This window comes from Chryseobacterium sp. T16E-39 (assembly GCF_002216065.1).
Classification (GTDB): Bacteria; Bacteroidota; Bacteroidia; order Flavobacteriales; family Weeksellaceae; genus Chryseobacterium.
Map to the genome: position 1 here is coordinate 2,320,703 of NZ_CP022282.1, position 25,875 is coordinate 2,346,577.

General features: G+C 35.3%; 21 protein-coding genes and 1 pseudogene. 11 read left to right on the forward strand and 11 right to left on the reverse strand.

What is annotated here, in order from left to right:
• Window positions 1–69: 69 nt before the first annotated feature.
• Window positions 70–1,824, reverse strand: a complete 1,755-nt coding sequence (sppA, locus tag CEY12_RS10555) for a signal peptide peptidase SppA (RefSeq protein ID WP_089027654.1) — start codon at window positions 1,822–1,824, stop codon at window positions 70–72.
• Window positions 1,825–1,843: 19 nt separating this feature from the next.
• Between sppA and folK the strand changes: the two genes are divergently transcribed.
• From folK to fmt, 5 genes are all read left to right on the forward strand, one after another.
• The gene (gene folK, locus CEY12_RS10560; RefSeq protein WP_089027655.1) at window positions 1,844–2,269 is read left to right on the forward strand and encodes a 2-amino-4-hydroxy-6-hydroxymethyldihydropteridine diphosphokinase; all 426 of its coding nucleotides are present in this window, start codon (window positions 1,844–1,846) and stop codon (window positions 2,267–2,269) included.
• Window positions 2,270–2,279: 10 nt separating this feature from the next.
• Window positions 2,280–3,392, forward strand: coding sequence for a flagellar motor protein MotB (locus CEY12_RS10565; protein WP_089027656.1), 1,113 nt, complete (start codon window positions 2,280–2,282; stop codon window positions 3,390–3,392).
• Window positions 3,393–3,440: 48 nt separating this feature from the next.
• Window positions 3,441–4,892: an OmpA family protein gene (locus tag CEY12_RS10570; protein WP_089027657.1), complete on the forward strand. Its 1,452-nt coding sequence runs from the start codon at window positions 3,441–3,443 to the stop codon at window positions 4,890–4,892.
• 78 nt (window positions 4,893–4,970) lie between these two features.
• Window positions 4,971–6,872: an ATP-dependent DNA helicase RecQ gene (locus CEY12_RS10575; protein ID WP_089027658.1), complete on the forward strand. Its 1,902-nt coding sequence runs from the start codon at window positions 4,971–4,973 to the stop codon at window positions 6,870–6,872.
• A gap of 260 nt (window positions 6,873–7,132) precedes the next feature.
• The gene (gene fmt, locus CEY12_RS10580; protein WP_089027659.1) at window positions 7,133–8,080 is read left to right on the forward strand and encodes a methionyl-tRNA formyltransferase; all 948 of its coding nucleotides are present in this window, start codon (window positions 7,133–7,135) and stop codon (window positions 8,078–8,080) included.
• Window positions 8,081–8,123: 43 nt separating this feature from the next.
• On the opposite strand, the gene ribB is transcribed toward fmt, so the two are convergent.
• Both ribB and CEY12_RS10590 read right to left on the reverse strand, forming a co-directional pair.
• Window positions 8,124–9,245 (reverse strand): 3,4-dihydroxy-2-butanone-4-phosphate synthase, encoded by a 1,122-nt coding sequence (gene ribB, locus CEY12_RS10585; protein WP_089027660.1) that lies wholly within the window; start codon window positions 9,243–9,245, stop codon window positions 8,124–8,126.
• Window positions 9,246–9,312: 67 nt separating this feature from the next.
• Window positions 9,313–10,317 carry an LLM class flavin-dependent oxidoreductase gene (locus CEY12_RS10590; protein ID WP_089027661.1) on the reverse strand — a complete coding sequence of 335 codons (1,005 nt, stop codon included), beginning with the start codon at window positions 10,315–10,317 and terminating at the stop codon, window positions 9,313–9,315.
• Between the two features lie 407 nt (window positions 10,318–10,724).
• Here CEY12_RS10590 and CEY12_RS10595 point away from each other — a divergent pair, with 407 nt between their 5' ends.
• Window positions 10,725–11,573: a M12 family metallopeptidase gene (locus CEY12_RS10595; protein WP_089027662.1), complete on the forward strand. Its 849-nt coding sequence runs from the start codon at window positions 10,725–10,727 to the stop codon at window positions 11,571–11,573.
• A gap of 44 nt (window positions 11,574–11,617) precedes the next feature.
• Here CEY12_RS10595 and CEY12_RS10600 read toward each other — a convergent pair whose 3' ends face one another.
• Window positions 11,618–13,744 carry a helix-turn-helix domain-containing protein gene (locus CEY12_RS10600; RefSeq protein WP_089027663.1) on the reverse strand — a complete coding sequence of 709 codons (2,127 nt, stop codon included), beginning with the start codon at window positions 13,742–13,744 and terminating at the stop codon, window positions 11,618–11,620.
• 83 nt (window positions 13,745–13,827) lie between these two features.
• Here CEY12_RS10600 and CEY12_RS10605 point away from each other — a divergent pair, with 83 nt between their 5' ends.
• The gene (locus CEY12_RS10605; RefSeq protein WP_089027664.1) at window positions 13,828–14,274 is read left to right on the forward strand and encodes a hypothetical protein; all 447 of its coding nucleotides are present in this window, start codon (window positions 13,828–13,830) and stop codon (window positions 14,272–14,274) included.
• A gap of 102 nt (window positions 14,275–14,376) precedes the next feature.
• On the opposite strand, the gene CEY12_RS10610 is transcribed toward CEY12_RS10605, so the two are convergent.
• Window positions 14,377–14,892 (reverse strand): gamma carbonic anhydrase family protein, encoded by a 516-nt coding sequence (locus CEY12_RS10610; protein WP_089027665.1) that lies wholly within the window; start codon window positions 14,890–14,892, stop codon window positions 14,377–14,379.
• 153 nt (window positions 14,893–15,045) lie between these two features.
• On the opposite strand from CEY12_RS10610, the gene CEY12_RS10615 reads away from it, so the two are divergent.
• From CEY12_RS10615 to hemH, 3 genes are read left to right on the forward strand one after another with little or no spacing between them, the layout of a single operon-like run.
• On the forward strand, window positions 15,046–15,924 hold the full coding sequence (locus CEY12_RS10615) for a NifU family protein (protein ID WP_089027666.1): 879 nt from the start codon (window positions 15,046–15,048) through the stop codon (window positions 15,922–15,924).
• Between the two features lie 9 nt (window positions 15,925–15,933).
• A complete protein-coding gene (locus CEY12_RS10620; RefSeq protein ID WP_157676802.1) occupies window positions 15,934–16,395 on the forward strand; it encodes a hypothetical protein in 462 nt (153 codons plus the stop codon).
• Entirely contained in the window at window positions 16,395–17,423 is a 1,029-nt protein-coding gene (gene hemH, locus CEY12_RS10625) for a ferrochelatase (RefSeq protein ID WP_089027668.1), read from the forward strand. Before CEY12_RS10620 ends, hemH begins: the two co-directional genes overlap by 1 nt.
• Window positions 17,424–17,501: 78 nt before the next feature.
• Here hemH and CEY12_RS10630 read toward each other — a convergent pair whose 3' ends face one another.
• The 4 genes and pseudogenes from CEY12_RS10630 to CEY12_RS10640 form a co-directional block, all read right to left on the reverse strand.
• Complete coding sequence (locus tag CEY12_RS10630; RefSeq protein WP_228409845.1) at window positions 17,502–18,341, reverse strand: M4 family metallopeptidase; 840 nt, start codon at window positions 18,339–18,341, stop codon at window positions 17,502–17,504.
• A 51-nt stretch (window positions 18,342–18,392) separates the two neighbouring features.
• Window positions 18,393–18,617, reverse strand: a pseudogene (locus CEY12_RS22615) (hypothetical protein); the annotation flags it as partial.
• A gap of 17 nt (window positions 18,618–18,634) precedes the next feature.
• Window positions 18,635–19,468 (reverse strand): hypothetical protein, encoded by an 834-nt coding sequence (locus CEY12_RS10635; RefSeq protein ID WP_157676803.1) that lies wholly within the window; start codon window positions 19,466–19,468, stop codon window positions 18,635–18,637.
• 392 nt (window positions 19,469–19,860) lie between these two features.
• Window positions 19,861–21,072, reverse strand: a complete 1,212-nt coding sequence (locus CEY12_RS10640; RefSeq protein WP_089027671.1) for a type IX secretion system plug protein domain-containing protein — start codon at window positions 21,070–21,072, stop codon at window positions 19,861–19,863.
• 72 nt (window positions 21,073–21,144) lie between these two features.
• Here CEY12_RS10640 and CEY12_RS10645 point away from each other — a divergent pair, with 72 nt between their 5' ends.
• Window positions 21,145–21,783 carry an MBL fold metallo-hydrolase gene (locus CEY12_RS10645; protein ID WP_089027672.1) on the forward strand — a complete coding sequence of 213 codons (639 nt, stop codon included), beginning with the start codon at window positions 21,145–21,147 and terminating at the stop codon, window positions 21,781–21,783.
• 151 nt (window positions 21,784–21,934) lie between these two features.
• On the opposite strand, the gene CEY12_RS10650 is transcribed toward CEY12_RS10645, so the two are convergent.
• On the reverse strand, window positions 21,935–24,379 hold the full coding sequence (locus tag CEY12_RS10650; RefSeq protein WP_089027673.1) for a TonB-dependent receptor: 2,445 nt from the start codon (window positions 24,377–24,379) through the stop codon (window positions 21,935–21,937).
• 16 nt (window positions 24,380–24,395) lie between these two features.
• Window positions 24,396–25,874 carry a trehalase family glycosidase gene (locus CEY12_RS10655; RefSeq protein WP_089027674.1) on the reverse strand — a complete coding sequence of 493 codons (1,479 nt, stop codon included), beginning with the start codon at window positions 25,872–25,874 and terminating at the stop codon, window positions 24,396–24,398.
• Window position 25,875 lies beyond the last annotated feature (1 nt).

A 25,875-nucleotide genomic window follows, 5' to 3' on the forward strand; every position in this document is an offset into this window, starting at 1 on the left:
TTTTCATCAATTACAAATTAAAAGACCGACTTGAAATTCAAGCCGGTCTTTTTTAAAACAATATATAAATTAGTTGATCTTTATTTGATAAGGCATTTCCATTTTCACCTCAGATCTTAACTTCTCATCAGTGATTTGTTGCAGGATCTCATAATTTGCCTTTCCTATCTTACTCTTTATAACTCTCGCTGAAATATCATCTTCATTAAGATCTTTAAAGATTTGTTCAAATGCAGACATCTTTTTAGGATAAGAAGCTACATTATAAGACTTCAATCCTGCTTTCTGTGCTGCAAATTTCACTGCATCATTTAATGTTCCCAAATCATCTACCAAGCCAATTTTTTTAGCACGTGTTCCACTCCATACTCTTCCACCTCCTACACTATCAATCTGATCAAAAGTCTGTTTTCTGTTTTTTGTTACAAAATGGACAAATCTTTTATAAGTCCCTTCAACACTTTTTGTAATCATATTTACTCCATACGGGGTTACCCCATTCAGTCCCGAGTAATATTGTGAGTTCGCATTCGTAGCGACAATATCTGAGCGGATCCCATTTTTATTGGCAATATCTTTATAATAAGGAATTACACCGAAAACTCCGATAGAACCGGTCAGGGTATTAGGCTCTGAATAGATCTTATCTGCTGCCATTGCAATATAATAACCACCTGATGCAGCATAGTCACCAAAAGAAACAACAAGAGGTTTCTTCATTTTTAACTGCTGAAGTTCAAACAGGATCTCATCTGAAGCATTAGCACTTCCCCCTGGTGAATTAATTCTGAAAACTACCGCTTTTACTTTATCGTTCTCCTGAAGTTCTTTAATATACTTTACATACTTTTCAGAATAGATTTCATTATAACCATCTCCATTGTTAATAGATCCTGATGCATATAGTACAGCTACCTTATCCCCAGATTGATCATCATCCGAATAAGAATTGATATACTTCCCTAATGAAATCTTATTCAATTTATCTTTATCCTTTAAACTCAGCTTAGACTTGATCAATTCATCATATTCAGTTTTCTGAATCAGTTTATCCGCAAGTCTATATTTCAGACTTTGCTCCGGGATCATTCCATATAAACTATCCACAATAGTTCTGAACTGCAGCGTATCAATTTTTCTTGAATTTGCAATTTTCGTTGATGTATTTTTCCAGATATCATTTAAAAGAGTACTTAGCTGCTCTTTATTTTCAGGAGAAATATCATTTCTTAAAAAGGGCTCTACTGCAGACTTGAATTTACCATGACGAATCACTTCAATCCCAATTCCATATTTTTCTGCAAAATCTTTAAAGAAAGTAACTTCTGTGGCCAGACCTTTCAGTTCAATTCCTCCCGATGGATTAAGAAAGTATTTATCCGCAACAGATCCTAAATAATAAGAGGATTGTGATGCAGCATTTCCATAAGCATAAACAAATTTGCCACTTTTCTTAAAATCCTGTATCGCGTTTCTTAAATCATCAATTTGTGTAATCCCTGCATTAAGATCATCAGCCTCGATACTGATCCCTTTAATATTATCATCCGTTTTTGCCTTTTCAATAGCTTCCAACGCTTCATATATTAAAATACTTTTATTCTGGTTATTTATATTAAACAGACCCGTTTGTTCTTCCGTAGGACTATCAATTATATTAGTTTTTAAATTTATCGTTAAAACTGAATTCTTTTTCACTACTACCGATTTATCACTACTCATAGAACTAAATACCAGCATAATAATAAAAAAGACGAAAAATACAGCACATAGTATGACAATTGCCACTATATTTGCTAAAACATTTTTAAAAAAACTTTTCATATATCAATCATTTTTTAATATGTCGCAGCATAAGGTGGTTTTGTTACTAGGGAGTAACCTTGGGGATGGAAAAAAAAATATAGAACATGCTCTTGAAATGTTAAAATCAGGTGGAATTGAAATGTTAAATATTAGCATTTTTTTAACATCTGAACCCGTAGAGTTTGTTAGTTCTAATATTTTTTGTAATATTGCAACAATAATATCTACACATCTTTCGCCTATTCAACTGCTTGATTTTGTTAAAAGTATTGAATTTGAAATGGGAAGAATTAACGATTCAAAAGATTTAGGAGGTTATAGTGACCGCATCATTGACATTGATATTGTTAAGTATGGTGAATTAAAATTTATATCAGAAAGGTTGAAACTCCCTCATATAAAACATCTTTTTGAAAGGGATTTTTCTAGAATATTATTAAAAGATTTATCAAATAAAACATAAAACATATTGTATGAAATTAGGTTTATTATTATTGGCCGCGCTGCCTATTGCTACTTATGCTCAGGACAGTACTACAGTAAATTCGTCGGACAAGTACCCTAATACATTCTCTTCGGGTTCCGCTAATGTTCAGCCTTTTGATAATAAGGCAAGAAGATTTAACGATTGGTCTATTTCAGTCGGTGGTGGTGCTGCATTTATGTCACATGCAGATCTTACTTCATTTTATGATGGAAAGATCAATTGGGGCTATAATGCATATATCAGTTTGGATAAACAGATCTCACACGTTTTCGGAGTTAGCCTTATCTACCAAAGAGGAGAAACTAATCAAAAAGCGAAATTGGACGGTGCCGCTGGTGCTGCTGCAGGTGTAGGTGTAGCCAACACGAGATATGACCAAGTAGCTTTAATGGGTGACATTAATTTCTCAAATCTATTAAGACGAGTTGACAATCATTCTCCATACAGATGGGCATTCCATGGTTATGGGGGAATTGGTGTTATGGGATACAATACATCTCTACACGACAACAACGAGTTCAGATGGAGTAATGCTCCAAGAAGAGTTCCTTTATTTATCAAACAAGATTTTGACATTAACTCAATTTTCTACCAATTCGGATTGGGTCTGAAGTATAATGTTTCAAAACTTATTGATATTGAAGCCAGAACAATGTATATCATAAGTGGTGATGATGAATTTGATGGTGGAGGAAATGCAGGTCCAGCTGATTATGATCCTGCTTCTAAAGTTTCAAAGTATAATATGATCAATAAATCAAGATCTGATAATATGTGGACCGTTAACTTAGGGGTATCCTTTAAGTTAGGAAAGCATATGTCTCATTTAGCTTGGCATGATCCATTACAAGAAGCTTATTACAGAACGGCTGAACTTGAGAAAGCTACGACTGATCTTGTAGTTTGTGAAAAAGGAGACAACGATAACGACGGAGTTTGTGACGATTGGGACAGAGAACTTAATACTCCTGCTGGGGCAAGAGTAGATGGTGCTGGTGTCGCTTTAGACATGGACCTTGATGGTGTTATTGACTTGTATGATAAATGTGTTACAGTTCCAGGACCAGTCGAAAACAATGGCTGCCCAACAGGGAAGTAATCATTCTGAATAAATAAATCATTTAATTAACTAAATAAAAAATACACTATGAAATTAAGTTTAGCAATTGTAGCATTAGCATTAGCTGTACCTACAGCTTCTTTTGCACAAGACTCAACGGCAGTTTCAAAAGGAGAATATCCTAATACATTTTCTTCAGGTTCTGCCAATGTTTCCCCTTTTACTCAAAAATCAAAAAGATTTAATGACTGGGCAATTTCATTTGGTGCCGGTGTACCATTAGTACAGTCTGCAGATTTAACATCCATAAAAAATGGTAATGGTAAAAATCTTTTTGGATATTCTGCTTATGTGAGTATTGATAAAGCAATTACACATGCTTTTGGTATTAATTTGCAGTATGACAGAGGAGAAACCAGACAAGGATTCTTCAACTCCAAAAATTCTGCTCCAACTGATTTAGCTGTAGGAGACAGACTTGGTGCAAGAACTCAATATGATGCAATCTCTATCTTAGGGGATGTAAATTTCTCTAATTTATTAAGAAGAGTAGATAATCACTCAACTTACAGATGGGCACTTCACGGTTATGCTGGTATCGGTACTTTAGCGTACAGAGCATATTTGAAAGACGCTTCGAACAATCAAAGATTAATGACTGAAATTAAGCCTTTCAAATTTAATTCTTTATTCGGTCAGGCGGGTGCAGGTCTTAAGTTCAAGGTGAACAGAAACCTTGATATTGAAGGTAGAGTAATGTATGTCGTTACAGGTGATGATGAATTTGATGGTGGAGGTGCACCATATAGTGCAATCAACCAAAGAGAGGAGGGTACATCTGACAACTTCTTCAACGCTACTTTAGGGGTTTCTTTAAAGTTAGGAAAACACGAATCTCACTTAATGTGGCATGACCCATTACAGGAGATCTATTATAAATTAGATGTTTTGGCTAATAAAAACCAGGATATCGAAGTTTGTAAAAAAGGAGATGCTGATAACGACGGAGTTTGTGACGATTGGGACAGACAACTTGATACTCCTGCCGGTGCAAGAGTTGACGGTGCTGGTGTTGCCCTTGATACAGACCTTGATGGTGTAATTGACCTTTACGATAAGTGTGTTACTGTTCCTGGACCTGTTGAGAACAATGGTTGTCCTACAGCTACTACAGGACCAGTAAAAGAAGAAGAAAGAACTTTGGAAGGAATTGAATTCGATTTAAATTCTGACAGAATCTTACCTTCAAATACTCCTATCCTTAATAACGCAGTTACTTACATCAATTCTTCAACAGGTTCTTATACTGTAGTTGGAGCAACTGATACAAGAGGAACTGATGCTTATAACAAAAAACTATCTGAAAGAAGAGCTAATAATGTTAAGAATTACTTAATTAAAAATGGTGTTCAGACAGGTAAATTAAACGCTGTAGGTAAAGGAGAAAAAGATCTTAAATACCCTGAGTGTGAACCAGCTACTAAATGTCCTGAATGGAAAAACAGAGCAAATAGAAGAGTTTACTTCGAGGCTAAATAATAAGCTATTGATCTAATTATATAAAAGTCACGCACTGCGTGACTTTTTTTGTTATAATACTTTCCTTATTTTTATACCATGATTTCTCCCAACGATTTTGACCAGTTAAAGTATAAAACCCTGAAGTATTTTTGGGGATATGATAGTTTCAGAGATTCTCAGGAAGAAATTATTAATTCTATTATCAATGAAAAAGATACATTGGTACTGCTTCCTACCGGAGCGGGAAAATCTTTATGCTATCAGCTGCCTGCCTTATTCAGAGAAGGTGTATGTCTAGTCATCTCTCCTTTACTGGCCTTAATGAAAGATCAGGTGAATCAGCTTAAATTTAGAGGAATTGAGGCTGAATATTTATCTTCTGAACTTGATGATTATGATGCAGAAGTAATTTATAACCGATGTAAGGATGGTCTAACCAAATTACTGTATATTTCTCCAGAAAGATTAACCAACAGACAGTTCCTTCAGAATATTGAAGAAATTCAGCTTTCCTTCATTGCTGTAGATGAGGCACATTGTATATCAGAATGGGGACAGGATTTCCGTCCAAGCTATCAGAACATAAAGGATTTCAGAAAAAACAATCCTAATATTCCCTGCTTAGCCCTTACAGCCACTGCTACCCCAAAAGTACTGGAAGAGATAAAAACAAAACTGGAATTAAAGAATCCAGCTGTTTTTCAAAAAAGTTTTAAGAGGGAGAATATCAGAATCTTTACTGAAGAAGTTTCTAATAAATATCAACGTGTTTTTGACATCCTGAAATACAATAAGAGTTCAGGAATTATATATGTCCGCACCCGGAAAGAAGCAGAATTGCTTACCGAATTTTTGCATAAAAATCAACTTAAGAATGTTGATTATTTCCACGCCGGGCTTACCACAAAGGAAAAGAATGCAAAACAGAACCTATGGAATACAAGTAGCAATTACGTTCTGATCTCCACCAATGCCTTTGGTATGGGTATCGATAAAGATAATGTTCGATTTGTTATCCACTATTCACCTTCTCCATCATTGGAAAATTACTATCAGGAGATTGGAAGAGCAGGAAGAGATGGGCTGGATAGTTTTGCTTTTCTACTTTGGAACAAGCAGGAGATCGCTAATTTTGAACAAATTTTAAAAAATCAAATACCAAACAAAGGTGAGTTTCTGAAGATCATCACTTACCTCTACTCTATTTTCCAGGTTGCAGAACACGAGCTTCCGGAAAAAGTATTTCAACTGAACATCAATGGCATCCAGAATTTCACAAAACTATCTACAGCCAAGATAAAAAATGTGCTTAACTTTTTACATAATCAGGAAATCATTTATCACAACGATAACAAGAGTCTTTCATCACTTGAATTATTAATGCAGGCAGATGAAATAGAACAGCTTCCAAAAAAAGATGCCCATTTTATTGAACTTATGCTTCGTACTGTTTCAGGAATCACTACACACAAAGTGATGTTCAGCGAACAGGCTGTAAGTGCTAAAATCGGAGTGGGAATCCCACTGATCAAAGAACGGCTTAAGGAACTTCAGCAAAAGAATTACCTTGAATATGTAGATGGTGCCTTATCAAGCATCAAGTTTCTAAAACCAAGGGATGAGAGAACGATCAGCGGTGCTTACTGGAAATTATTTGAACATATTCAAAGAAACAAAATTCAGAAGTGGGAAGAAATGAAGTTTTATGTTGAAAACAATGAATATTGTAAGATGAAGCTTATTCTATCTTATTTTGGTGAAAAAAACGCTAAAACCTGTGGGCAATGTTCGGTCTGTGAAAAAAACAAGCAAACCATTTTTGGAAAAAATATTTCTATACAGCTCATTTCATTATTAGCTCAAAAACCTTCTACTATTGAAGAGCTTTCTATACAGCTAAGCTACCATTCAAAGGAAAACATATTAGAAAACCTGATCTTTCTTCTGGACTCCGGAAAGGTAAAAATGTTGAATTTCAGGACATATACTTTGTCGTAATTTATACAAGGTAGAGCGTAATTAAGAGTGGAAAATTGAAAGTGGAAAGTGAGCAATGAGATAATGGGATCATTAATTTCAAAACGGGTATATTTTATAACGTATAATTCGTAGCGCAAATTGAAATTTTAATGTGGTGAAACCCGACATTAATACCTCACGTTTTTCACACTCAGCGCTCAACTCTCAATTTTACACTTTCAACCTACCTCCTTCAACTTTCAACTTTCAATTTTCAACTAATAACCTATCTTTGTACTATGAAATCATTGAAAGTCGTTTTTTTAGGCACTCCTGAATTTGCAAAAACTGCATTAGAAGCTATTCATCAATCTCATCATCAGGTGGTAGGTGTAATCACCGTTGCTGATAAAGCAAGCGGACGTGGTCAAAAGATTCATCAGTCACCTGTAAAAATATATGCAGATGAGAATAATCTTGCTGTCTTTCAACCTGAAAAATTGAGAAATCCTGAATTTTTGCAACAGATCAAAAGTCTGGACGCTGATGTTTTTGTAGTGGTTGCTTTCAGAATGATGCCTAAAGTCCTTTTTGAAATGCCCAAAATAGGAACATTTAACCTCCATGCTTCTCTCCTTCCCGACTACAGAGGTGCTGCACCTATAAACTATGCTGTAATCAATGGTGAAGAAAAAACAGGGGTAACCACCTTTTTCATCAATGAAAAAATAGATGAGGGAAATATTTTGCTTCAGGAAGAATTACAGATATTACCGGACGAGAATGCCGGAAGTCTTCACGACCGATTAATGGAAATAGGCTCAAAGCTCATTGTAAGTACACTGAATGGTCTTGCTGAAGACTCTATTAAAGAAAGACCTCAGCCACAGGTTGAACAGCCTAAAAATGCCTTTAAAATATTCAAAGAAGATACTAAAATCAACTGGCACGCTCCATCGAAGGTGATCCACCAGTTTATTCTTGGAATGTCCCCATATCCTGCTGCTTTTACAACATTAAAAATTGGTGAAGAAGACAAGGGATTAAAAGTATTTGGAGGGAAATTCGAGATTACGAATCATGATAAAATTCCCGGAACGTTAGTTATATCTAAAAACACCTTCAAAATTTATACTCAAGATGGAATCTATGAGCCTTTAGAGCTTCAACTGGAGGGTAAAAAGAGAATGAATATTAAAGATTTCCTGAACGGTTTCAGAAACTTTGACGAAATAAAAATGGCTTGATCACTCAAGCCATTTTTTATATTATTAAAGTAGACTGGATATTCTACAATTTTACCATTTCAGTCACTTCCACATCATATCCTCCAACCTGAGGTTTAACATCTGGATTTTGAGTCAGAACTTTGAATTTATTAATTCCCAGGTTTTTCAAAATTTGAGTTCCAATACCATAATCTCTATAATTATAAGCTAAGGTAGGATGCTGTTGTTGTCCAGCCTGATAGTCAAGGAATTGTTGTAATTTTTTCAATGTATTTTCAGAATTGGAAACATTATTAATAAAGATAATAACTCCTTTTCCTTCTTCGTTGATCATATTGGTAACCTTCTCCAATAGAGGAGTTTCACCATTGTTTAATCTTGTCAATACATCGAAATAAGAGTCAGAAGACTGAACTCTTACCAATACAGGTTCATCAACTGTCCATGATCCTTTTGTCAGTACAAAATGAATCTGCTCATTCGATGTTTCTCTGAAAGCATAAAAATCAAATTCTCCATAATGAGTTTTCACTTTTCTTTCTTCGATACGGTCAACAAGATTTCCTTTTTTAAGCTGATAATGAATAAGATCCTCGATGGAAACGATTTTCATATCATGCTTCTGAGCAAATGCATACAAATCAGGAAGACGGGACATCGTACCATCTTCATTCATAATTTCGCAGATAACACCACCTTCTTTCAATCCTGCTAAATGTGTAAGATCAATAGCAGCTTCTGTGTGTCCTGCTCTTTTTAGCACCCCTCCTTTCTTTGCACGAAGCGGAAAAATATGTCCGGGTCTCATAAAATCAGTAGGCTTGGATTTTTCATCCATTAAAGCAAGAATCGTTTTCGCTCTGTCACCTGCAGAAATACCGGTAGAAGTTCCGTTTCCTAATAAGTCAACAGAAACTGTAAAAGCTGTTTCTTTTGGATCACTGCTTCTGCTTACCATAATATCCAGACCCAGTTCATCACATCTCTTTTCAGGAAGTGGCATACAGATAAGCCCTCTTCCATGTACTGCCATGAAATTGATCAGTTCAGGAGTTGTAAGCTCAGCAGCACATAGAAAATCTCCTTCATTTTCTCTGTTCTCATCATCTACTACTATGATTATTTTACCATTTTTAAGGTCATCAATAGCCTCAGGAATAGTATTTAATTTAATATCAGACATTTTTACTTTAAATTTTTGCAAAGATACTCATAATAATAGGCATCTGCCAATTAATATAAATGGTTTGTTAGGCTTTGATTAAAGAGTCTTTAGCTTTTCTGAAAATTCCATAAGAATCAAGTCTTTTCTGATGATCATAAATATGAGAATTAATGATCAGCTCGTCTACATTAAACCTTTCCTGAAAGCTCTTTAATTTTTCTTCTATTTCTGATTGATCTCCGATAAAACTGTATCTCAGTTTCTGCAATACGGCAGCTTTTTCCATTGGGGACCAGATATCATCCATATCCGCAACTGGTGGAGCAAAAGGTTTTCTATCATTTCTGATAATATTAAGGAATGCCTGAAACAATGTCGTGGAAAGCTGGTGAGCTTCTTCTGAAGTTTCAGCAGCAGCCCCATTTACACAGGCCAGAATGTATGGCTTATCCGGTTGTTTGGACGGCTCGAAATGCTCTCTGTAAATATTGAAAGCCATTTCCATTTGCTCAGGTGCAAAATGTCCTGCAAAAGCATAAGGAAGTCCTAATTCCGCAGCAAGCCAAGCACTGTCCGTACTGGATCCAAGAACGTACAACGGAATATCCAATCCTTCACCAGGAATCGCTCGAACCAAAGATTCGGAATTTTCTTTAGAAAAATATTTTTGTAATTCTAAGATCTGTCTTGGAAACTGTTCGTTAATAATTGCAGGATTTCTTCCTAATGCCTGAGCAGTAATACCGTCCGTTCCAGGAGCTCTTCCTACACCGAGGTCTATTCTATTGGGAAATAGAGACTCCAGGGTTCCAAATTGTTCTGCAATGACCAGAGAACTATGATTAGGAAGCATAATTCCTCCTGAACCTACTCTTATCTTTTTCGTGCCATTAGCAATAAAACCTATAAGGACTGAAGTTGCAGAGCTGGCAATACTCGCCATATTATGATGTTCAGCAAGCCAGAATCTTTTGTAATCAAGACCTTCCGTATAATTTGCTAAAGACAAGCTGTCCTGAAAAGTATCATGGATACTTTTTCCCTGCTTTACTGGTGCAAGATCTAAAACAGATATTTCAAAATTTTTCATATCGAGAAATTATTTTTTCAAAGAGATATCGAACCCCCTTTGTTGATTTAATTATAGATTAAGGTTTAAAAAACCGAACAAATTTAAAACATAAAAACTGCATTAGTTACTTTTTGTAATTGATAAGTCAAATTGCCTAGTTCAGGCAAAAACTATTAAAAAATATTAAATCTTAACGATATCTTTCGTAAAAGGGTTTTGAAGAAATAATCCCCTGCATTTTTGCTCAACTTAATTCGTGAATTAGCACACTTTACCAGATGATCAAAATGAAACAAACTTAGTAATCATTAAAACATTTTGCGTTTTAACATTAATAAATCAATAATAAGAGAAATAAAATACTATATTCGTATTGAAATCCAAATTACGACCAAATATATTTTCACACCATTAAAAATATTATTATGAACAAAAAATTAAATGATCTGCTTTTCCAGAAAATACCGGGAAAAAGAACAGTCCTTGTAGGATTTATTATTGCTGCTGTGCTAACATCTTGCAGTAAAAATAATGAAGACATTACAACAGAAGCCCAGACAGCTGCCCTTAAATCTGCAAATATTAAAAAGGGACAATTAGGTGGCCAGGAAATTACGTACGAGAGAAGGGATGGAATGAACTTTTTCCAAGGAGATATCGTACTTTCAGATAAACAGCTCGCAGAAGGCAATTCATTAAACAAAGGAGGGGCCGCCCTTTCAAGATGGCCGGCACGTAAAATTTATTATACCGTTGCCAGCAACATGGGTTCTATCAACGTCAATAAAATCACAACCGCTGTTAACGAATACAATAACAAAACCAATACTCAATGGATCCCTCGTACCAATCAAACCAATTATGTTGAATTTATTTTTGGAAGTTCATCCGGATATGACGGATGGGCTCATATAGGTTTCCAAGGCGGAAAGCAGAATATTTCTTTGGATCAGAATATTTCTGTAGCATCGGTAATTCATGAAATGGGCCACACCGTAGGTCTTTATCACGAACATTGCCGTAAAGACAGAGATCAATATGTAAGTATCCAGTGGAATAATATCCAGGATGGACAGGCCTATAATTTCAACATCTATAATTCAGGAACTGATATAGGTGCTTTCAATATTAATTCGGTGATGATGTACTGGCCGACCTCTTATTCTAAAAATGGCCTTCCTACGATCAAAAAAGCAGACAACACTAACTTCACATACAATAGAACCGGCTTCACAACTGGAGATATCAATACCATCAATGCGATGTATCCTTAGTTTTTTGGTTTCAAAGGCTAATCGCATAATTAAGGAAAAGGATTCTATGAATTCTTTTCCTTTTTATAATTATAGTGATTAATCAAAATTCTAATCTCATTAAACTCAAAATCATTCGGAAGCGCACTCTTCCACTCTGACAATGTTTCATGGGGATTTTTATAAAACTCTGTTTCAAAAGCTTTGATCTTATCTGAAGTAATCACTCTTGAAATATCCAATAACCCCTGTTCCGCAAATTTTGCCAGGTGACCAATTACAGTTTCTTTTACCAAGCCTCTTTCTAAAGAAATTTCAGCAATTGTTTTTCCTTGCTCGAACAGTTGGAATGTTAAAACCTGGGATGGAACTTTTGCAATTTTCAAATTAACTTCCTTATCATTTTTTTCATCTAAAAGCTTAGTTTCCAACAAATAAACATCCTTTAAGCTATTTAAATATTCTTCAATATCTTCCAGCCAGTTTTTAAAGTCTTCGTTATATTGCTTGAGACCCTTCACACCTTTTATTTCTGCATAAAACTCTTTCAGGGGATTAAAGACCTTATCCCTTATCTCAGTAAAAAAGAAATTAACCGCTCCTTTTGCTTTACTTTCAATCTCAGACCATTCTTCTTTTTTATCTATAAAAAGTTCAATCTTCTGAGTTAACACCCTTTCTAATTTCCCAAAAATCTTTCCAAGCTGTACAATCTCATGTTTCAACTGAAGATACAGTTGATTGGTTTTTACATGATCAATACTTTTTGTAGTAATGGATAGTTTATTCCAGTCTTCAACTTCTTTCAGGAACCAAAGACTGTCAAGGGTGCGAAGTACTTTTTTAATACTATAATCATATTTTTCCTTATTTAAAATATCTTCAACATGATCATTGGCAAAAGTATCACCCTGAAACTGTAATATCCGGGTGTCTTTAAAAATAACTTCGGGAGTAATTTTCGATTTCAAAATGATTCCTTCAAGGGTTCTGCAACGGGACAACGCAACATACACCTGTCCTGCCGTAAAACTTTTTCCAGCGTCGATAATTACCTTATCAAAAGTGAGCCCCTGACTTTTATGAATGGTTACGGCCCATGCGAGTTTGATGGGAAACTGTTCAAAACTTCCTAAAACCTCCTCTTTAATATTTTTATCTGTGTCCAGAAAGTATTTCTTCTGTTCCCAGACCTCTCTTTTTACTGCAATCTCTCTTTCACTTCCTTCTAAGACAACCCGGATTTCATTTTCATCAAGCCCAATAATTTCCCCAAGCTTTCCGTTGAAATATTTTTTTTCCGGCGAAATATCATTCCGGATAAACATAACCTGAGCCCCAATCTTCAATTCGAGGAATTGCTCATTCGGAAACTGATTTTCTTTAAACTCCCCAAAAAGCTTAGCCTCATAAGTACTCGGATCCACTTTTATTTCTGCTAACTTCTCCTGATTGATCTCATCGGCCATTTTATTATGGGAGCACAGATATACATAGGAGTCCTGTCCTGTTTGAAAATCAGGATCGTACCTTTCATTAAGATGGTCAAAATCAATATGAGCAACATCACCATCCCTAATGGCATTTAAAATTTCCAAAAATTCTTCATCAGACTGACGGTACACCTTCGTTAGTTCAATAGTAATCAGAGGAATCTCTTTAATAGCAAGACTATCAAAAAAGAAAGGAGACTGATAATACTGTTTTAAAATATGCTCATCTCTCACCACTGGCGGAAGCTGATACAAATCGCCAATGAACAACATCTGAACACCTCCGAATCTTTGATTGTTCCGTCTGACAAATCTTAAAGAAAAATCCATCATATCTAAAACATCAGCTCTCAACATAGAAACCTCATCAATGATGATGATCTCTATTTCCCGTAGAAGTTTAAGCTTATCTTTTCGATATTTAAAATGATTCATCAGATCAGCAATATTATTTGCTAAGCTTCCATCAATCCTCTCTGTAGTTGGTAAAAAAGTCCGTAATGGCAAACCAAACATAGAGTGAATAGTCACCCCGCCTGCATTAATCGCTGCGATCCCAGTAGGCGCTATTACAATATGTTTTTTCTTTGTTCTTTTTACAAAGTCATTAAGAAAAGTTGTTTTACCGGTCCCTGCCTTTCCTGTAAGGAAAACACTTCTGTTGGTATGTTCTATTATGTCAAAAAAATGATTGTTCATCGCTGTCAAAATTACGGAAAATGAATTTGAAATCCGTCTTATGGCATAACTTTTGAGTTCGTTTTTTAAAGAAAAAAACTAATATGGGGAAAGTACCTGCGAAGATTTCTACAGTAATACTATGTGTAACACTTGCTTTAGTTTCTTGTGGAACAAAGAATGTTATCGATAATTTACCAAAAGATATTTCAGAAAGACCAGCTGATGAAAACAGTAAGAAATATGATGAAGTTCAGTTAGAAAAAATAAAAACAGCAATAGAATCAGAAATCGCAAAGGAAACCTGCAACAATCCGGACGATTGGAAATTTGCTCCTATGGGATCTAAAGCTTGCGGAGGTCCAAAGTCTTTTATTGCCTATCCTAAAACGATGGAAGCCCAAATTCAACCAAAAATCGAAGATTACAATAAAAGAGAGTCTGAGTTTAATATAAAATACGGTATTACTTCAGACTGTTCTGTTATCGAAGAACCACAAGGAATACGATGTAAAGATGGAAAACCAGAACTAATATTTGCAGGACAATAAACAATATATTTTACAAACTCGACCAGGAGTTTTTCACTAAGGATTCATGTAAAAAAGCTCTGTCAATTTGACAGAGCTTTTTGTTTAGTATAGCCTATTGCCTTAATCTTTATACCAGGATGAATATTTCACATAATTATCTGCAATCCTGTTTACCTCTCCTTCAAGGAGTTGAGATGAGATATCTTTGATTTTTCTGGCTGGCACTCCACCCCAAACTTCGCCCGATTTGATATGAGTTCCCTGAGTAACTACCGAGCCTGCTCCAATGATCGAATTTTCTTCCACAAGACAATCGTCCATAACGATTGCTCCCATCCCAATCAAAACATTATCCTGAACAGTACATCCATGAACAATAGCATTATGACCAATTGAAACATTATTCCCAATGACCAGAGGATATTTTTCATAAGTACAATGCAACATGACGTTATCCTGTACATTTACCTTGTCACCCATTTTGATATAATTCACATCACCTCTGATTACTGCATTATACCAAACGCTGCATTCTTTTCCCATAGTAACATCTCCAATGATTGTCGCTGTTTCAGCCAGAAATGTATTCTCTCCGATTTGTGGTGCTTTGCCCAAAAGTTCTTTTATAAGTGCCATATTTTTAATTTGATATTTTGAAAATGAGTGAATTCGGAGAATTAATTCGTGTAACCACTATTTTTAAATTACAGTGATAGCAAAAATCTAACTTCTTCCTCCCAACTCCTAATTTCTAATTGCGTATTTTTGTATCTCAAATTTAACGAAAAAATGCGTAAGATACTTATAGAGCCAACAGAAAACCCAAAAGTGATGAAATTTGTTGCTGATTACAATTTGATTCCAGGGTCTCTTGAATTGGATAGAAGTTCAGATATTTCAGAAATTCCTCTTGCCCAGGAACTTTTCAATTATCCTTTTGTAGAAAGAATTTTCATTACAGCTAATTTTGTAGCTGTTGCAAAACAAGATACGATAGAATGGGAACATGTTGCTGAAAGTCTGAAAAATGTAATTGAAGATGAATTACTGGCTAATCCTAGAATCTATCTTCAGAAGAAAAAGGAAATGTATCAGATCTATGCAGAGATGACTCCAAATCCTAATGTGATGAAATTCGTTTCCAGTAAATTATTATTGGAAGGATTCGTAGAAGTAAAATCAAGAACTGAAGCTGATGGAGTTCCTTTGGCAGAAGCTATTTTTAAAGAATTTGATTTTGCAAAAGAAGTTTTTATTTCTGATAACTTCGTAGCTGTAACAAGAGATCACTCTGTAGAATGGCATCAGGTAATGATGGCTGTCCGAGGGCTTATCGCTGAATACCTTCAAAACGGAGGCGAGATTTCAAATATAGAGGCTCAAAAGCATGAAAATCCTGTTGAAAAAATAATCAACAGAGATTATACTGATGACGAGCAAAAAATTTCTGATATATTAAATGAATATGTAGCTCCCGCAGTAGAAAATGACGGAGGGAAAATTTCATTAATGGAATATGATGAAGCTAATAAAACGGCAAAAATGCTTTTACAGGGAGCTTGTTCAGGATGCCCTAGCTCTACGGCTACTTTAAAAAACGGGATCGAAAATATTTTAAAACAATTTGTTCCTGATCTTGTAGAAAGAGTGGAAGCTGTAAACGGGTAATCATTATATATGAGAATAGCATTTCTTTTAATTTGTTTTGTATTCAGTAGTATCCTTTCATGTAAGAAAGAAACCGTGGATACTAAAACAAATATCAATGCTGGTTTCCATGAAGACCTTATACAATCTGGATTAGCTAAGGACAGTCTTCAAAGAATGGATGTATTTTTAGATAAATTAAATCAAAAAAATACGTCGTTCTTAGATTTTTATGTTACCTATTTTTATAAGTTTGATAAGGAAACCCAGGATGAAATAAAGAAATCAAAAGGAAATAACTTTCTGGAAGAAGATCCTGAGGGTTACTACAAACTATTCGCTGAAATAATGTCTGAGAAGAGCGACCGTTATCTGAAATCTTTCGGTATAAGTAAAGATGAAGAAATGCTCTCCAGAGAAGTATATATTTTTCATTTAAAGAAAAAATACGGTCCGACTATTGATGGACAGTTGGAAAATCTAAATAAATAATGAAGGGAATTCTATTAGTGAATCTTGGCTCACCAAGATCTACGAGTGTAAAAGATGTAAAAGAATATCTTGATGAATTTTTAATGGACGAAAAAGTTATTGATTATCGTTGGATTTTCAGGGCACTTTTGGTTCGTGGCATCATCCTCAATACAAGACCTGCAAAATCTGCGGAAGCTTATAAAACAGTTTGGACAGACGAAGGTTCACCATTGGTGGTGATCACAGAGAAAATTCAGAAAAAACTTCAAAAACTGGTAGATGTTCCGGTAGAAATCGGTATGCGATATGCCCAGCCCAGCATTGAGGCAGGTATCCAGAAATTAGTTGATCAGGGAGTTTCTGAAATCGTTCTTTTCCCATTGTATCCTCAATATGCTATGAGCACAACGGAAACAGTGATTGAAAAAGCGGAAGAAGTAAGAAAGAAATTATTTCCGACTATAAAAATTAACTATATACAGCCTTTTTACGATAGAGAGATCTATATCAATTGTCTGGCAGAAAGTATTAAAGAAAAACTTCCGGAGAATTTCGATGCTTTACAATTCTCGTATCACGGTGTTCCTGAAAGACACATTTATAAAACGGATCCTTCGAATACTTGTAAAATTGATGATGCTAACTGCATCAATAGCAAAATTGAGGCTCACAATGCCCGATGCTATAGACATCAATGTTATAAGACTACTGAATCTGTCATTGCAAAAATGGGACTGCCTAAAGAAAAAACCATTGTTTCATTCCAGTCCAGACTAGGAAAAGATAAATGGATCGAGCCCTATACCGACGAAACACTGGAAACGATCCCTAAAAAGGGAGTTAAAAACCTGGCTGTTGTCTGCCCGGCATTCGTTTCTGATTGTCTTGAAACATTAGAGGAGATCTCCGTAGAAGGGAAAGAACAGTTTTTACATGGAGGTGGAGAAAACTTCCATTATATTCCTTGTTTAAATGACGAAGATCGATGGATAGAAGTAGTAAAAACGCTATGTGAAGAAAAATTGAATGAGTTTTATCTTGTATAAAATCTTCCCAGCAATAAAATAAAGAAAGAAAGGACACAAGAAATACTTGTGTCCTTTTCAATTTAAATATATTAAGGATTATTTTTTAATTAAATTTCCTGCTTTTTGGCCATTCACGACAACTACATATACTCCAGGAAGCATTGTAGATGGAAGCTGTAAACCAAGTTTATTCATCCCATCAGTAAGCTCTACTTTTTCAGAAATCTCTCTCTTACCTGTTAAGCTTACAACCTCTACCACACCTTTTCCTGCCTTCCCTTCAAATAGTACAGTAAATCTGTCAGTTGCCGGGTTTGGACTGATAGTATAAAGAGATGTATTTGATTCTGTAGCTACACGACCAGCGGAAGAGGTACCTCCTCCAACTCCTACTGCATTCCATGCGTTAGTTACCTGAGTTACTTCATTACTTCCTGTACCGTATAAATCTGCTGCTGCCTGCAAAGAAGAAGTTCTTGCATTCGCATAAGTAGATGAGGAAGTTAAATAAGAAGTTAATGTTCTGTAAGCAATAGCTCCGGCCTTATCCAATCCTATTCCTGAAACATTATAAGCAAAGCTGTTATCATTAGTACCAGAACCTCCGGATACTAATAGGTAATACCAAAAATTAAGAACGCCCGAATTGGTATGAACTCCACAATAATCATTATATCCAGGTAGATTAGGATTTCCCTGAGGAGTACAAGAACTGCTGGCATCCTTCCAATAAGTTCCTTTATAAGTATCAGGCTGCTTATAGGCATTAGGGTTTGACATATCTCTTATCGGATAATTAAAGTCCTCCCCTAATTTCCAACTTGCCTGAGTAGGTCTTGCCCAAAGTTCTATTGAATTTCCGAACACATCAGAGAAACCCTCATTTAATGCACCTGATTCTCTTTGATAAGCAAGATTGGCTGTTTTAGAAGTCATTCCGTGTGTAATTTCATGGCCACAAACATCAATAGCAGTTAGTGGCAAACCACCATTTGTGCTGGCACTACCATCACCATAGGTCATTCTTGATCCATCCCAAAATGCATTGAAATAATTAGTAGAATAATGAACATAAGATTTTATAGCAAAATTGTTATTATCAATACTCTTTCTATTAAATTTTGTGTAGTAATAATCTACAGTCATTTCCGCACCCCAATGCGCGTCTGTCGCATATTGATCCTTATTTGAATTTACATTATTCCAGTTATTATCTGTATCGGTAAAGTCTACAGCAGAAGAATAATTCGTTCCTTTTTTAAATTGTAAGTTTCTACAGCAGTGCCCGCATTTCTTCCCGTCTCTCTTAGTCTGTAACTTCCATTGTAAGAATCAGCAACAATACTTCGGTTTCCACTGTACCCGGTAGTGGCCGTTCCAGGAGCATTTACATCATGAATTATAGCATCTGCTCCTAATATCTTTCCGCCCTTAGCATCTACAAATACATATTGTCTGCTTAGCGGCTTTTCAGCATAAATATCAAATTTATAAGCCAGCTTTAAATCGCGAAGTTTATCATCAGTGGGATCCGAATAATAAACCAATTCTCCTTTTGGAGCAAAACTCGCATTGGTATCATTAGATTCTCTTTTAAGAAAATCTTCCTCCTCTTTATTTTGCCATTTATAAGAATCCGCTCCTACAAATGCCAATGCATTTTGCAATGCAATACTTTCAGAAATATTAGCACTCTTCTCTACTTCTTCAGGAACTTTAAGAATCCATTTCCCTGATTCTCCCAATATCTTTCCTCCTTTGGTCTGTACAGCCATCATTCCATATTCTACAGGAATGTTATTAATAGTCTGCTGAAATCTATGAGTCTCAAAACCAAGCTGGTCTTTTTCAACACCTAATTTCTTTCCTTCGCCCGGAATATACCTTTGAGAGGTTTCATCGAATAAAACAGGTGCTCCCTGAAAAGCAGGCCCGTTTTTATCAAATCTCATAAATTCTGCGTGTAATCCGTTTTTACCGGAAATTAATTTTGAAGGTTTGTCTTGCCCAAAAACGAAAGAGCAGGCGGCAATACTTGCCACTAAGATAAATTTTGTTTTCATAAAAATATTTGTTTGATGTGAAAACAAATTTATAAACTTTTCACAATAAAAAGACATACAGGGTAAATATTATTCAATCAAACCGCAAAACAATTAAATAAAACACAATTATTAATTCAAAAAAAACATTATTTATTAAACAATATTTAATCACACATGTGTGTTTTAATTAATAAATTTAATTAAATATTACCCTAAGATGAATTATTTTCTTTCACTATGTTTTGCATAATACACAGATATACACTTCTCTATAAAACTAACATAAACCCATCTGCTATAAAGGGTTACAATAATATAGGCTACCTGTAAGAGGCAGCCTTGCTTAGTTTTTACGTTGATGTAATTTTTTATCTTTTATTGACTTTTTATGTAAATAATTCTTTTTTTACCTATTTTCCGATAGGAGTTCTGAATTCTCCATATCCCATCAGACCGTCATAGTTTCTTCCAAAAGGAGTATAATATAAGAATGCCTGATATAAATTTTCCGTTTGCCAGAAATTTCCGTTTATTTCACCAAAATTCAACGAACCGTTTCCTTCTTTTGTAGCAAGAATGTAATTATAAAAACCCTGCTTTAAAAATATCCTGGCAACATATTTTTTAGTGGCAGCATCATATTGCATCTGGTTTTCTTTGCTGGGCTTGAAATTATTAAATCCACCCAATACATAAATTTCTTTATCCACAGGATCTGAATCTAAAGAGAAGTATACCCACGAATAATCTCCTTCTCTTTCGGCATTTCTTTCTATCCCCATATCATTTCTTCTGAAGTAGTAAGCTCCGTTAACGTCCGGTTGGTACTGATAATTCAATGGAAATGCCCAGACAGGATGCAAATAGGTCTGATTTACGCCATCTTTTATTTCCGTAGCACGAACCATATCTGCGGCCATATTCATATTCTTATTATCGAAATAATAAAATTCATTATTTCCCGGGAAAGTCAGACTCATCTGTTGAAAAAGCAATTGATTTCCCAGTGTAGAGCTTGGTTTTAAATTATTAACAGCCACATTCATATTGTTATTCTGCATCACATTCAAACTCATTGAATTGACATTTGATGACAGATCATTTCCTTTAGCTAAAGCCTGCACCTCTACCCTTTGATTGATATTTGGATTTTTATCAGCAATTCTGGATACATTTAGAGCCAAAGAAATATTATCTTCAACTACATAAAATCTTTTTTTGAACAGAGGTTTGTCTGCAGAATCTTTATAGACAATCAATTCAAAATTCCCAGAGATCTTGGGCTGTATTTTTTCATTAGGAAATACAAGTTTATAATGAGTATAAGCCTGCAGTGTATTGAATGAATACTCAAATTTATCTAATAACGCATTTAAGCTCCCGTTCGCAATTTCTGTGAAGAAAAGATTATCATCATTCCAATTACGATCATAGTGTTTTATCGTATATCTGTAAATTTCACTGGAATTCGTAAGATCATCAAAACTGAGAACCAGAGTCTGGTTGAAATTGATAACCGGAGTTTCATCATTGGTCTGAGGATTGAACAACTGTATGCTTTGGATGTTCTGTCCAAACACCAATCCACCTAAAGAAAGTAAAAGTATTCGCAAAGTTTTCATTATGACGAAGATAACGAAAAATCATCACTTTCTTAAGAATATCGTATTTTTGAAAAAAAAATAGTCAGAAATATGCTTAAGATTCAAGCTTTTGTATTCAATTTTGCGAGCGAAAATACTTACATTCTTTATAACGAAAATAAAAATGCCTGGTTAATTGATCCGGGAAATATGAATGAACAGGAAACTAACCTGATCAATAATTTCATTAAAGACAATGAGTTAAAGATTCAAAAAATACTTCTCACCCATGCCCATATCGACCACGTCTTCGGACTTCAATGGGCTTACGATACATTCAAACTCCCTGTAAATATGCATAAAGACGATCAGGAAGTGCTGGATATGCTTCAGATGAGCGGAATGAGATTTGGAATCAATGTCGATCCCGTAAAGGTTGAAGTTGAGTACATCAATGAAGGTGATGAACTTGACTTTGATGGTGAAAAATTCAAAATATATCATGTTCCGGGACATTCTCCAGGAAGTATTATTTTCCATAACGAAAAGCAAAAATTTATGATTTCCGGAGATGTTTTGTTTGAAGGAAGTATTGGAAGAACAGACCTGTACAAAGGAAATTATGATCAATTAATTAACGGAATTAAAACTAAGCTTTTCGTGCTGGATGATGAAACTCAGGTCTTTTCGGGACATGGAAATCCTACAAGCATTGGTTTTGAGAAACAGTATAATCCATTTTTGAGGTAGTTCGGGGTGCAAGATTCCGGTTGCGGGTTACGAGGTGAGAGTGATAGGATACAAGGTTTGGGATCTGTACTCTGAATGACAGCATCGTTAGGTTACAATAAAAAACCGTCAGAAAAATCTGACGGTTTTTACTTTTATTAAGAAACAGAATTTAGAAATCCAATGTAATCGATCCTCTTACAGCAGCTCCCATAATCGGTCTGGCCATTCTGATATCTCCGGTTCCCGTTAATGGTGATCTAGGATCTCCTTCTGTAATACCAATGGTATTGAAGATATTCGTTCCATCAATAGCAAAACGAATTTTTCCTAACTGATAAGAAGTTCCTGCACCCACTTCACTGAATGATGGCAGAATATTTTTATCGCTATTCGCCTCATCCTGGAAACGCTTTCCATAATAATTATAACTTACATAAGCTCTCCATTGTTTTGTAATATTAACGGCAGGCGAAATATTAAAATAGAATTTCGGTATTCTTCTCACCTGGTTACCGTCATAATCAAATGTTGTCCCATCTCCATTTCGTCCTGTAAAATCTTTATATTTAGGATTCTGGAAAGTCCCATTGAATGATAGCTCTAATAAATTATTGAATAATCTAGCATATCCTTCAAGCTCTACACCAATGTTAGAGGTATTTGCAAATTTATTTTCTGAGGTTCCATCAGAATACACATCGGTAAATGAAAGATTTTTTAAGGTAGAATAAAATGGAATAACTCCAATATCAAATGTACGTGTATAATATTTATATCCGATTTCTAATTGGTTGGTCTGTACAGGCTTTATTTTACTTAAATCCGTCATATTGTTATAATAAGACTCTTCATTAGGAGATCTGAATCCATTGGAAAAACGGGCGTATACTGCGTTCTCTTTATTGATCTTATAATTTGATGCTACTGTGAAAGATACTTTGTCTACATCATAATTCCAGTAGGTATATTTATTCCCCAATACAGACATATTATCATCTGCTGTAGTTGTTGCAAAACTATGAGTTCCATCTGTTGTTAACCCTGAATTATTAAGATTTGCAGTGGTTGTATTTACCCCATATCCTTTATAGTAATCACGGCTGTAGCGAATCCCTCCATTGAAACTTAAGTCATCGGTAATATTGTAATCCAGATTCAAGTAAACATCATTCAAACTTCCCTGGATCTGGGAATCTCTGACAAGGAAAGACATATCAGTAACTCCATTATAGGTTTTAGAATATCCAATATCAGTAGGACTTAATGATGTATCTACCAGATTAAGAAGCTGAGGTCTGTCGCTAGCCGTTGTTAAGATGTTACTCCAGTTCCAGTATTGATGGGATTTCCAGTTGGATTTATAAAAACCAGCCGTTACGTTTCCTTTATCAAATTTGTAATTGAACTGTAAGTCATTTACAAAATTATTCATCTGCTTATCAATTGCCCAGAATCCCAGCTTTTGTACATATTGCGGATTGACAACAGCTCCATTACTGACTAAAGAATACTGATAATTATTTCCGGATATTCCATTGCTGTTTGCAAAAGCACCAGACTGTTGAGGTGCTCCGGCAGGGAAGATACCCGTATAATTCATATCGATATTGGTATATCTCGTTTTGTTTAAAACGGTAAAATTGTTTCCAAGATCATATTTAAATTCTGCACCTACTACATCAACTTTAGGATGGATCCCGTCTTCTAAATTTCTTTTAAAAAATCCTCCTCCAGGCTGTGGAATATTGAGCTGTCCTATCGAACGGTAACTGTATGTTCCATAATTAGCATCAAACCCAGGAAACTCTTTTAGCTTATTTCCATCCTGTATTAAAGGAATCGGAAGGAAGAATGTATTCCTGTCATCCAGTTTTTTATAGTACACTTTTACATAACCTTTGTCGAAGACATATTTCAGGTTCATTCTGATCTGCCCTCCGTTGTTGGCATTAAATCCTGTTTTTCTTATTCCACTGTCTGTTCTGTAAAAACCACCAACATTAAAGAACAATTTATCCTGAACCAAAGCCCCACCGAGGTTTACATCCGTACGCATTAATCCATATGTACTTGTTTCCAGTTTAGTCGTTCCTCGGAAATCATTTGTTCCTTCTCTGGTAATAAAGTTAATGAGTCCTCCCGGAGAATTATTCGCAAAAATAGATCCCGATCCCCCTCTTAAAGCTTCTAATCTGTTTACAGTATTATCAACACGGAAGAAATTGTCCGCATTGGCAAACTGCAAAGCTCCATCTTCAAAAACCGGTAATCCATCCTCCTGAACCTGAACAAATTCATACGCCCCAGCAGAAGGAATCCCTCTCGCAAAAAGGTTATTTCCAACTTCACCACCTGAGGTTTCTACCGCAAAACCCGGTACCCTCTGCAATAGTGCTGCTGCACTGATTGGGTTCTGTTTCTGAATTTCTTTTGCACTAAATGTAGATATTGCCGTACTGGATTCTATCTTCTTTTTCGGATTTGAATTCCCCGTAATAACTACCTGATCAATGGTCGCTGTTCTTGTTGAATCCTGAACAGTTTCCTGTGCATACGCATTATTAAAATACAGCGTAGCGACACCTGCGAGTAAAAAGATTGATTTTTTTTTCATACCTATATAGTATTAATTATTGTTTTAATTTTAAATAGACTCCATTTGTCCAACCAAATCCATCCTGATTAGGATACTCTCCCCCTCCGGCAATCGCTTCATCATCTAACGCATTGTATTTTTCCATTAGTTTGCCCGTGTTGTTATAAACTCTTTCGACATTAGAGCACCAGTTATTTTTTATTTCATTTGCTAATTCTGTAAAGCCGTAGTTTTTCATTGAAACGAACCCAAGCCACTGGTAAGGTGCCCAGGCATTAGGTAAATCCCATTGCTGGCCGGACTGTTTTGTTGTCGTAACAAGTCCTCCTTTGTAAAGAAACTTTTCAGCGATAATTTCTGAAACCGCCTTTGCCTGTTCCTCATCAGCTAAACCTAAAAACAGTGGATAAAGAGCAGCAATATGTTCAGACGCTGTGTTTTTGTGTTTTTGAATGTGATAATCTTTAAATGTTTTGGATTCTTTATTCCAAAAATAAGTATTGATTACCTGACGTCTTTTTGCTGCTCTTTCACTGAAATAATCTTCTTTTTCTTTAAAGTTTTGAAGTCCTGCTGCTTTTGCTAAAGTTTTCTCCAAATGCCATAAAAGACAATTGACATCAACCTGAGCAATATTCAGGGTTTCTATAGTCTGTATTGTTTCTCCGTCTGAAAACCATCTGCTGGAAAAATCCCATCCTGACTCGCATCCACTTCTTATATTTCTGTAGAATTCCTCTCCTGAAGCATTCTCATGATCTTCAATATCGATTAAATAACTTTCCGGACGTGGCGTATTCTCTGAATCATAATATCTATTCAGAATATCACCCTTATCGGTTTTCAAAACCCTTTTAGTTTGGGTATTATGATCCAAACCACCCTCTCCGTTCATCCAAAAACGATATTCTTTTTCCAGGGTATCGTAATATTGAATGTAGATTTTTTCATCACCAGTACTTTCTACCAGCAAATCAAGCATTAATGAAAAATAAGGAGGTTGTGAGCGGCTTAGAAAATGAGTCCTGCTCGCATTGGGAACAAACCCTACATTATGAATAAGATAAGAACAGTTCTCAACAATGTTCTTCATCATTTCTATTCTCCCTGAAACCTGCAATCCAAGCATAATGAAATAACTATCCCAATAGAAAAATTCATTGAAACGTCCTCCAGGAACGATATAAGGTTTTGGAAGTTTTAAAAGTGTTCCTTTTTCTTCATAAGAAGTTCTGGTCAACTCATCCCATAACTTTTCGATATGTTGTTCTATAGGAAGATGGTCTTCTCTGTGAATAGAAATCTTTGCTCCTAAAAAATCAAAATTGGAAAGCACAAAAGCTTTAAGATCAAAATCAGAAGCTGTTCTCTCATTTTCATATTTTTTATTGATCTCTGATATAGAAAATAAAGGCACCGCATCCGTCATCATCTTTTGATCCTCAAAAATTTGTGATCTTTGAACATCATCAAAAAGAGCCTGAATATCTTTAATGTAAAGTTGTGTATTCATT

Excerpts from the sequence above, each read along its gene's own strand:
- CEY12_RS10610 (WP_089027665.1), bottom strand. The coding sequence starts at position 14,892 with ATGGCACTTATAAAAGAACTTTTGGGCAAAGCACCACAAATCGGAGAG.
- CEY12_RS10630 (WP_228409845.1), bottom strand. The coding sequence starts at position 18,341 with ATGACTTCTAAAACAGCCAATCTTGCTTATCAAAGAGAATCAGGTGCA.
- CEY12_RS10590 (WP_089027661.1), bottom strand. The coding sequence starts at position 10,317 with ATGAAAAATTTTGAAATATCTGTTTTAGATCTTGCACCAGTAAAGCAG.
- fmt (WP_089027659.1), top strand. The coding sequence starts at position 7,133 with ATGAAATCATTGAAAGTCGTTTTTTTAGGCACTCCTGAATTTGCAAAA.
- CEY12_RS10605 (WP_089027664.1), top strand. The coding sequence starts at position 13,828 with ATGGGGAAAGTACCTGCGAAGATTTCTACAGTAATACTATGTGTAACA.
- CEY12_RS10645 (WP_089027672.1), top strand. The coding sequence starts at position 21,145 with ATGCTTAAGATTCAAGCTTTTGTATTCAATTTTGCGAGCGAAAATACT.
- CEY12_RS10595 (WP_089027662.1), top strand. The coding sequence starts at position 10,725 with ATGAACAAAAAATTAAATGATCTGCTTTTCCAGAAAATACCGGGAAAA.
- folK (WP_089027655.1), top strand. The coding sequence starts at position 1,844 with ATGTCGCAGCATAAGGTGGTTTTGTTACTAGGGAGTAACCTTGGGGAT.
- CEY12_RS10600 (WP_089027663.1), bottom strand. The coding sequence starts at position 13,744 with ATGAACAATCATTTTTTTGACATAATAGAACATACCAACAGAAGTGTT.
- hemH (WP_089027668.1), top strand. The coding sequence starts at position 16,395 with ATGAAGGGAATTCTATTAGTGAATCTTGGCTCACCAAGATCTACGAGT.
- ribB (WP_089027660.1), bottom strand. The coding sequence starts at position 9,245 with ATGTCTGATATTAAATTAAATACTATTCCTGAGGCTATTGATGACCTT.
- CEY12_RS10620 (WP_157676802.1), top strand. The coding sequence starts at position 15,934 with ATGAGAATAGCATTTCTTTTAATTTGTTTTGTATTCAGTAGTATCCTT.
- sppA (WP_089027654.1), bottom strand. The coding sequence starts at position 1,824 with ATGAAAAGTTTTTTTAAAAATGTTTTAGCAAATATAGTGGCAATTGTC.
- CEY12_RS10615 (WP_089027666.1), top strand. The coding sequence starts at position 15,046 with ATGCGTAAGATACTTATAGAGCCAACAGAAAACCCAAAAGTGATGAAA.
- CEY12_RS10570 (WP_089027657.1), top strand. The coding sequence starts at position 3,441 with ATGAAATTAAGTTTAGCAATTGTAGCATTAGCATTAGCTGTACCTACA.
- CEY12_RS10655 (WP_089027674.1), bottom strand. The coding sequence starts at position 25,874 with ATGAATACACAACTTTACATTAAAGATATTCAGGCTCTTTTTGATGAT.
- CEY12_RS10640 (WP_089027671.1), bottom strand. The coding sequence starts at position 21,072 with ATGAAAACTTTGCGAATACTTTTACTTTCTTTAGGTGGATTGGTGTTT.
- CEY12_RS10635 (WP_157676803.1), bottom strand. The coding sequence starts at position 19,468 with ATGAAAACAAAATTTATCTTAGTGGCAAGTATTGCCGCCTGCTCTTTC.
- CEY12_RS10575 (WP_089027658.1), top strand. The coding sequence starts at position 4,971 with ATGATTTCTCCCAACGATTTTGACCAGTTAAAGTATAAAACCCTGAAG.
- CEY12_RS10650 (WP_089027673.1), bottom strand. The coding sequence starts at position 24,379 with ATGAAAAAAAAATCAATCTTTTTACTCGCAGGTGTCGCTACGCTGTAT.
- CEY12_RS10565 (WP_089027656.1), top strand. The coding sequence starts at position 2,280 with ATGAAATTAGGTTTATTATTATTGGCCGCGCTGCCTATTGCTACTTAT.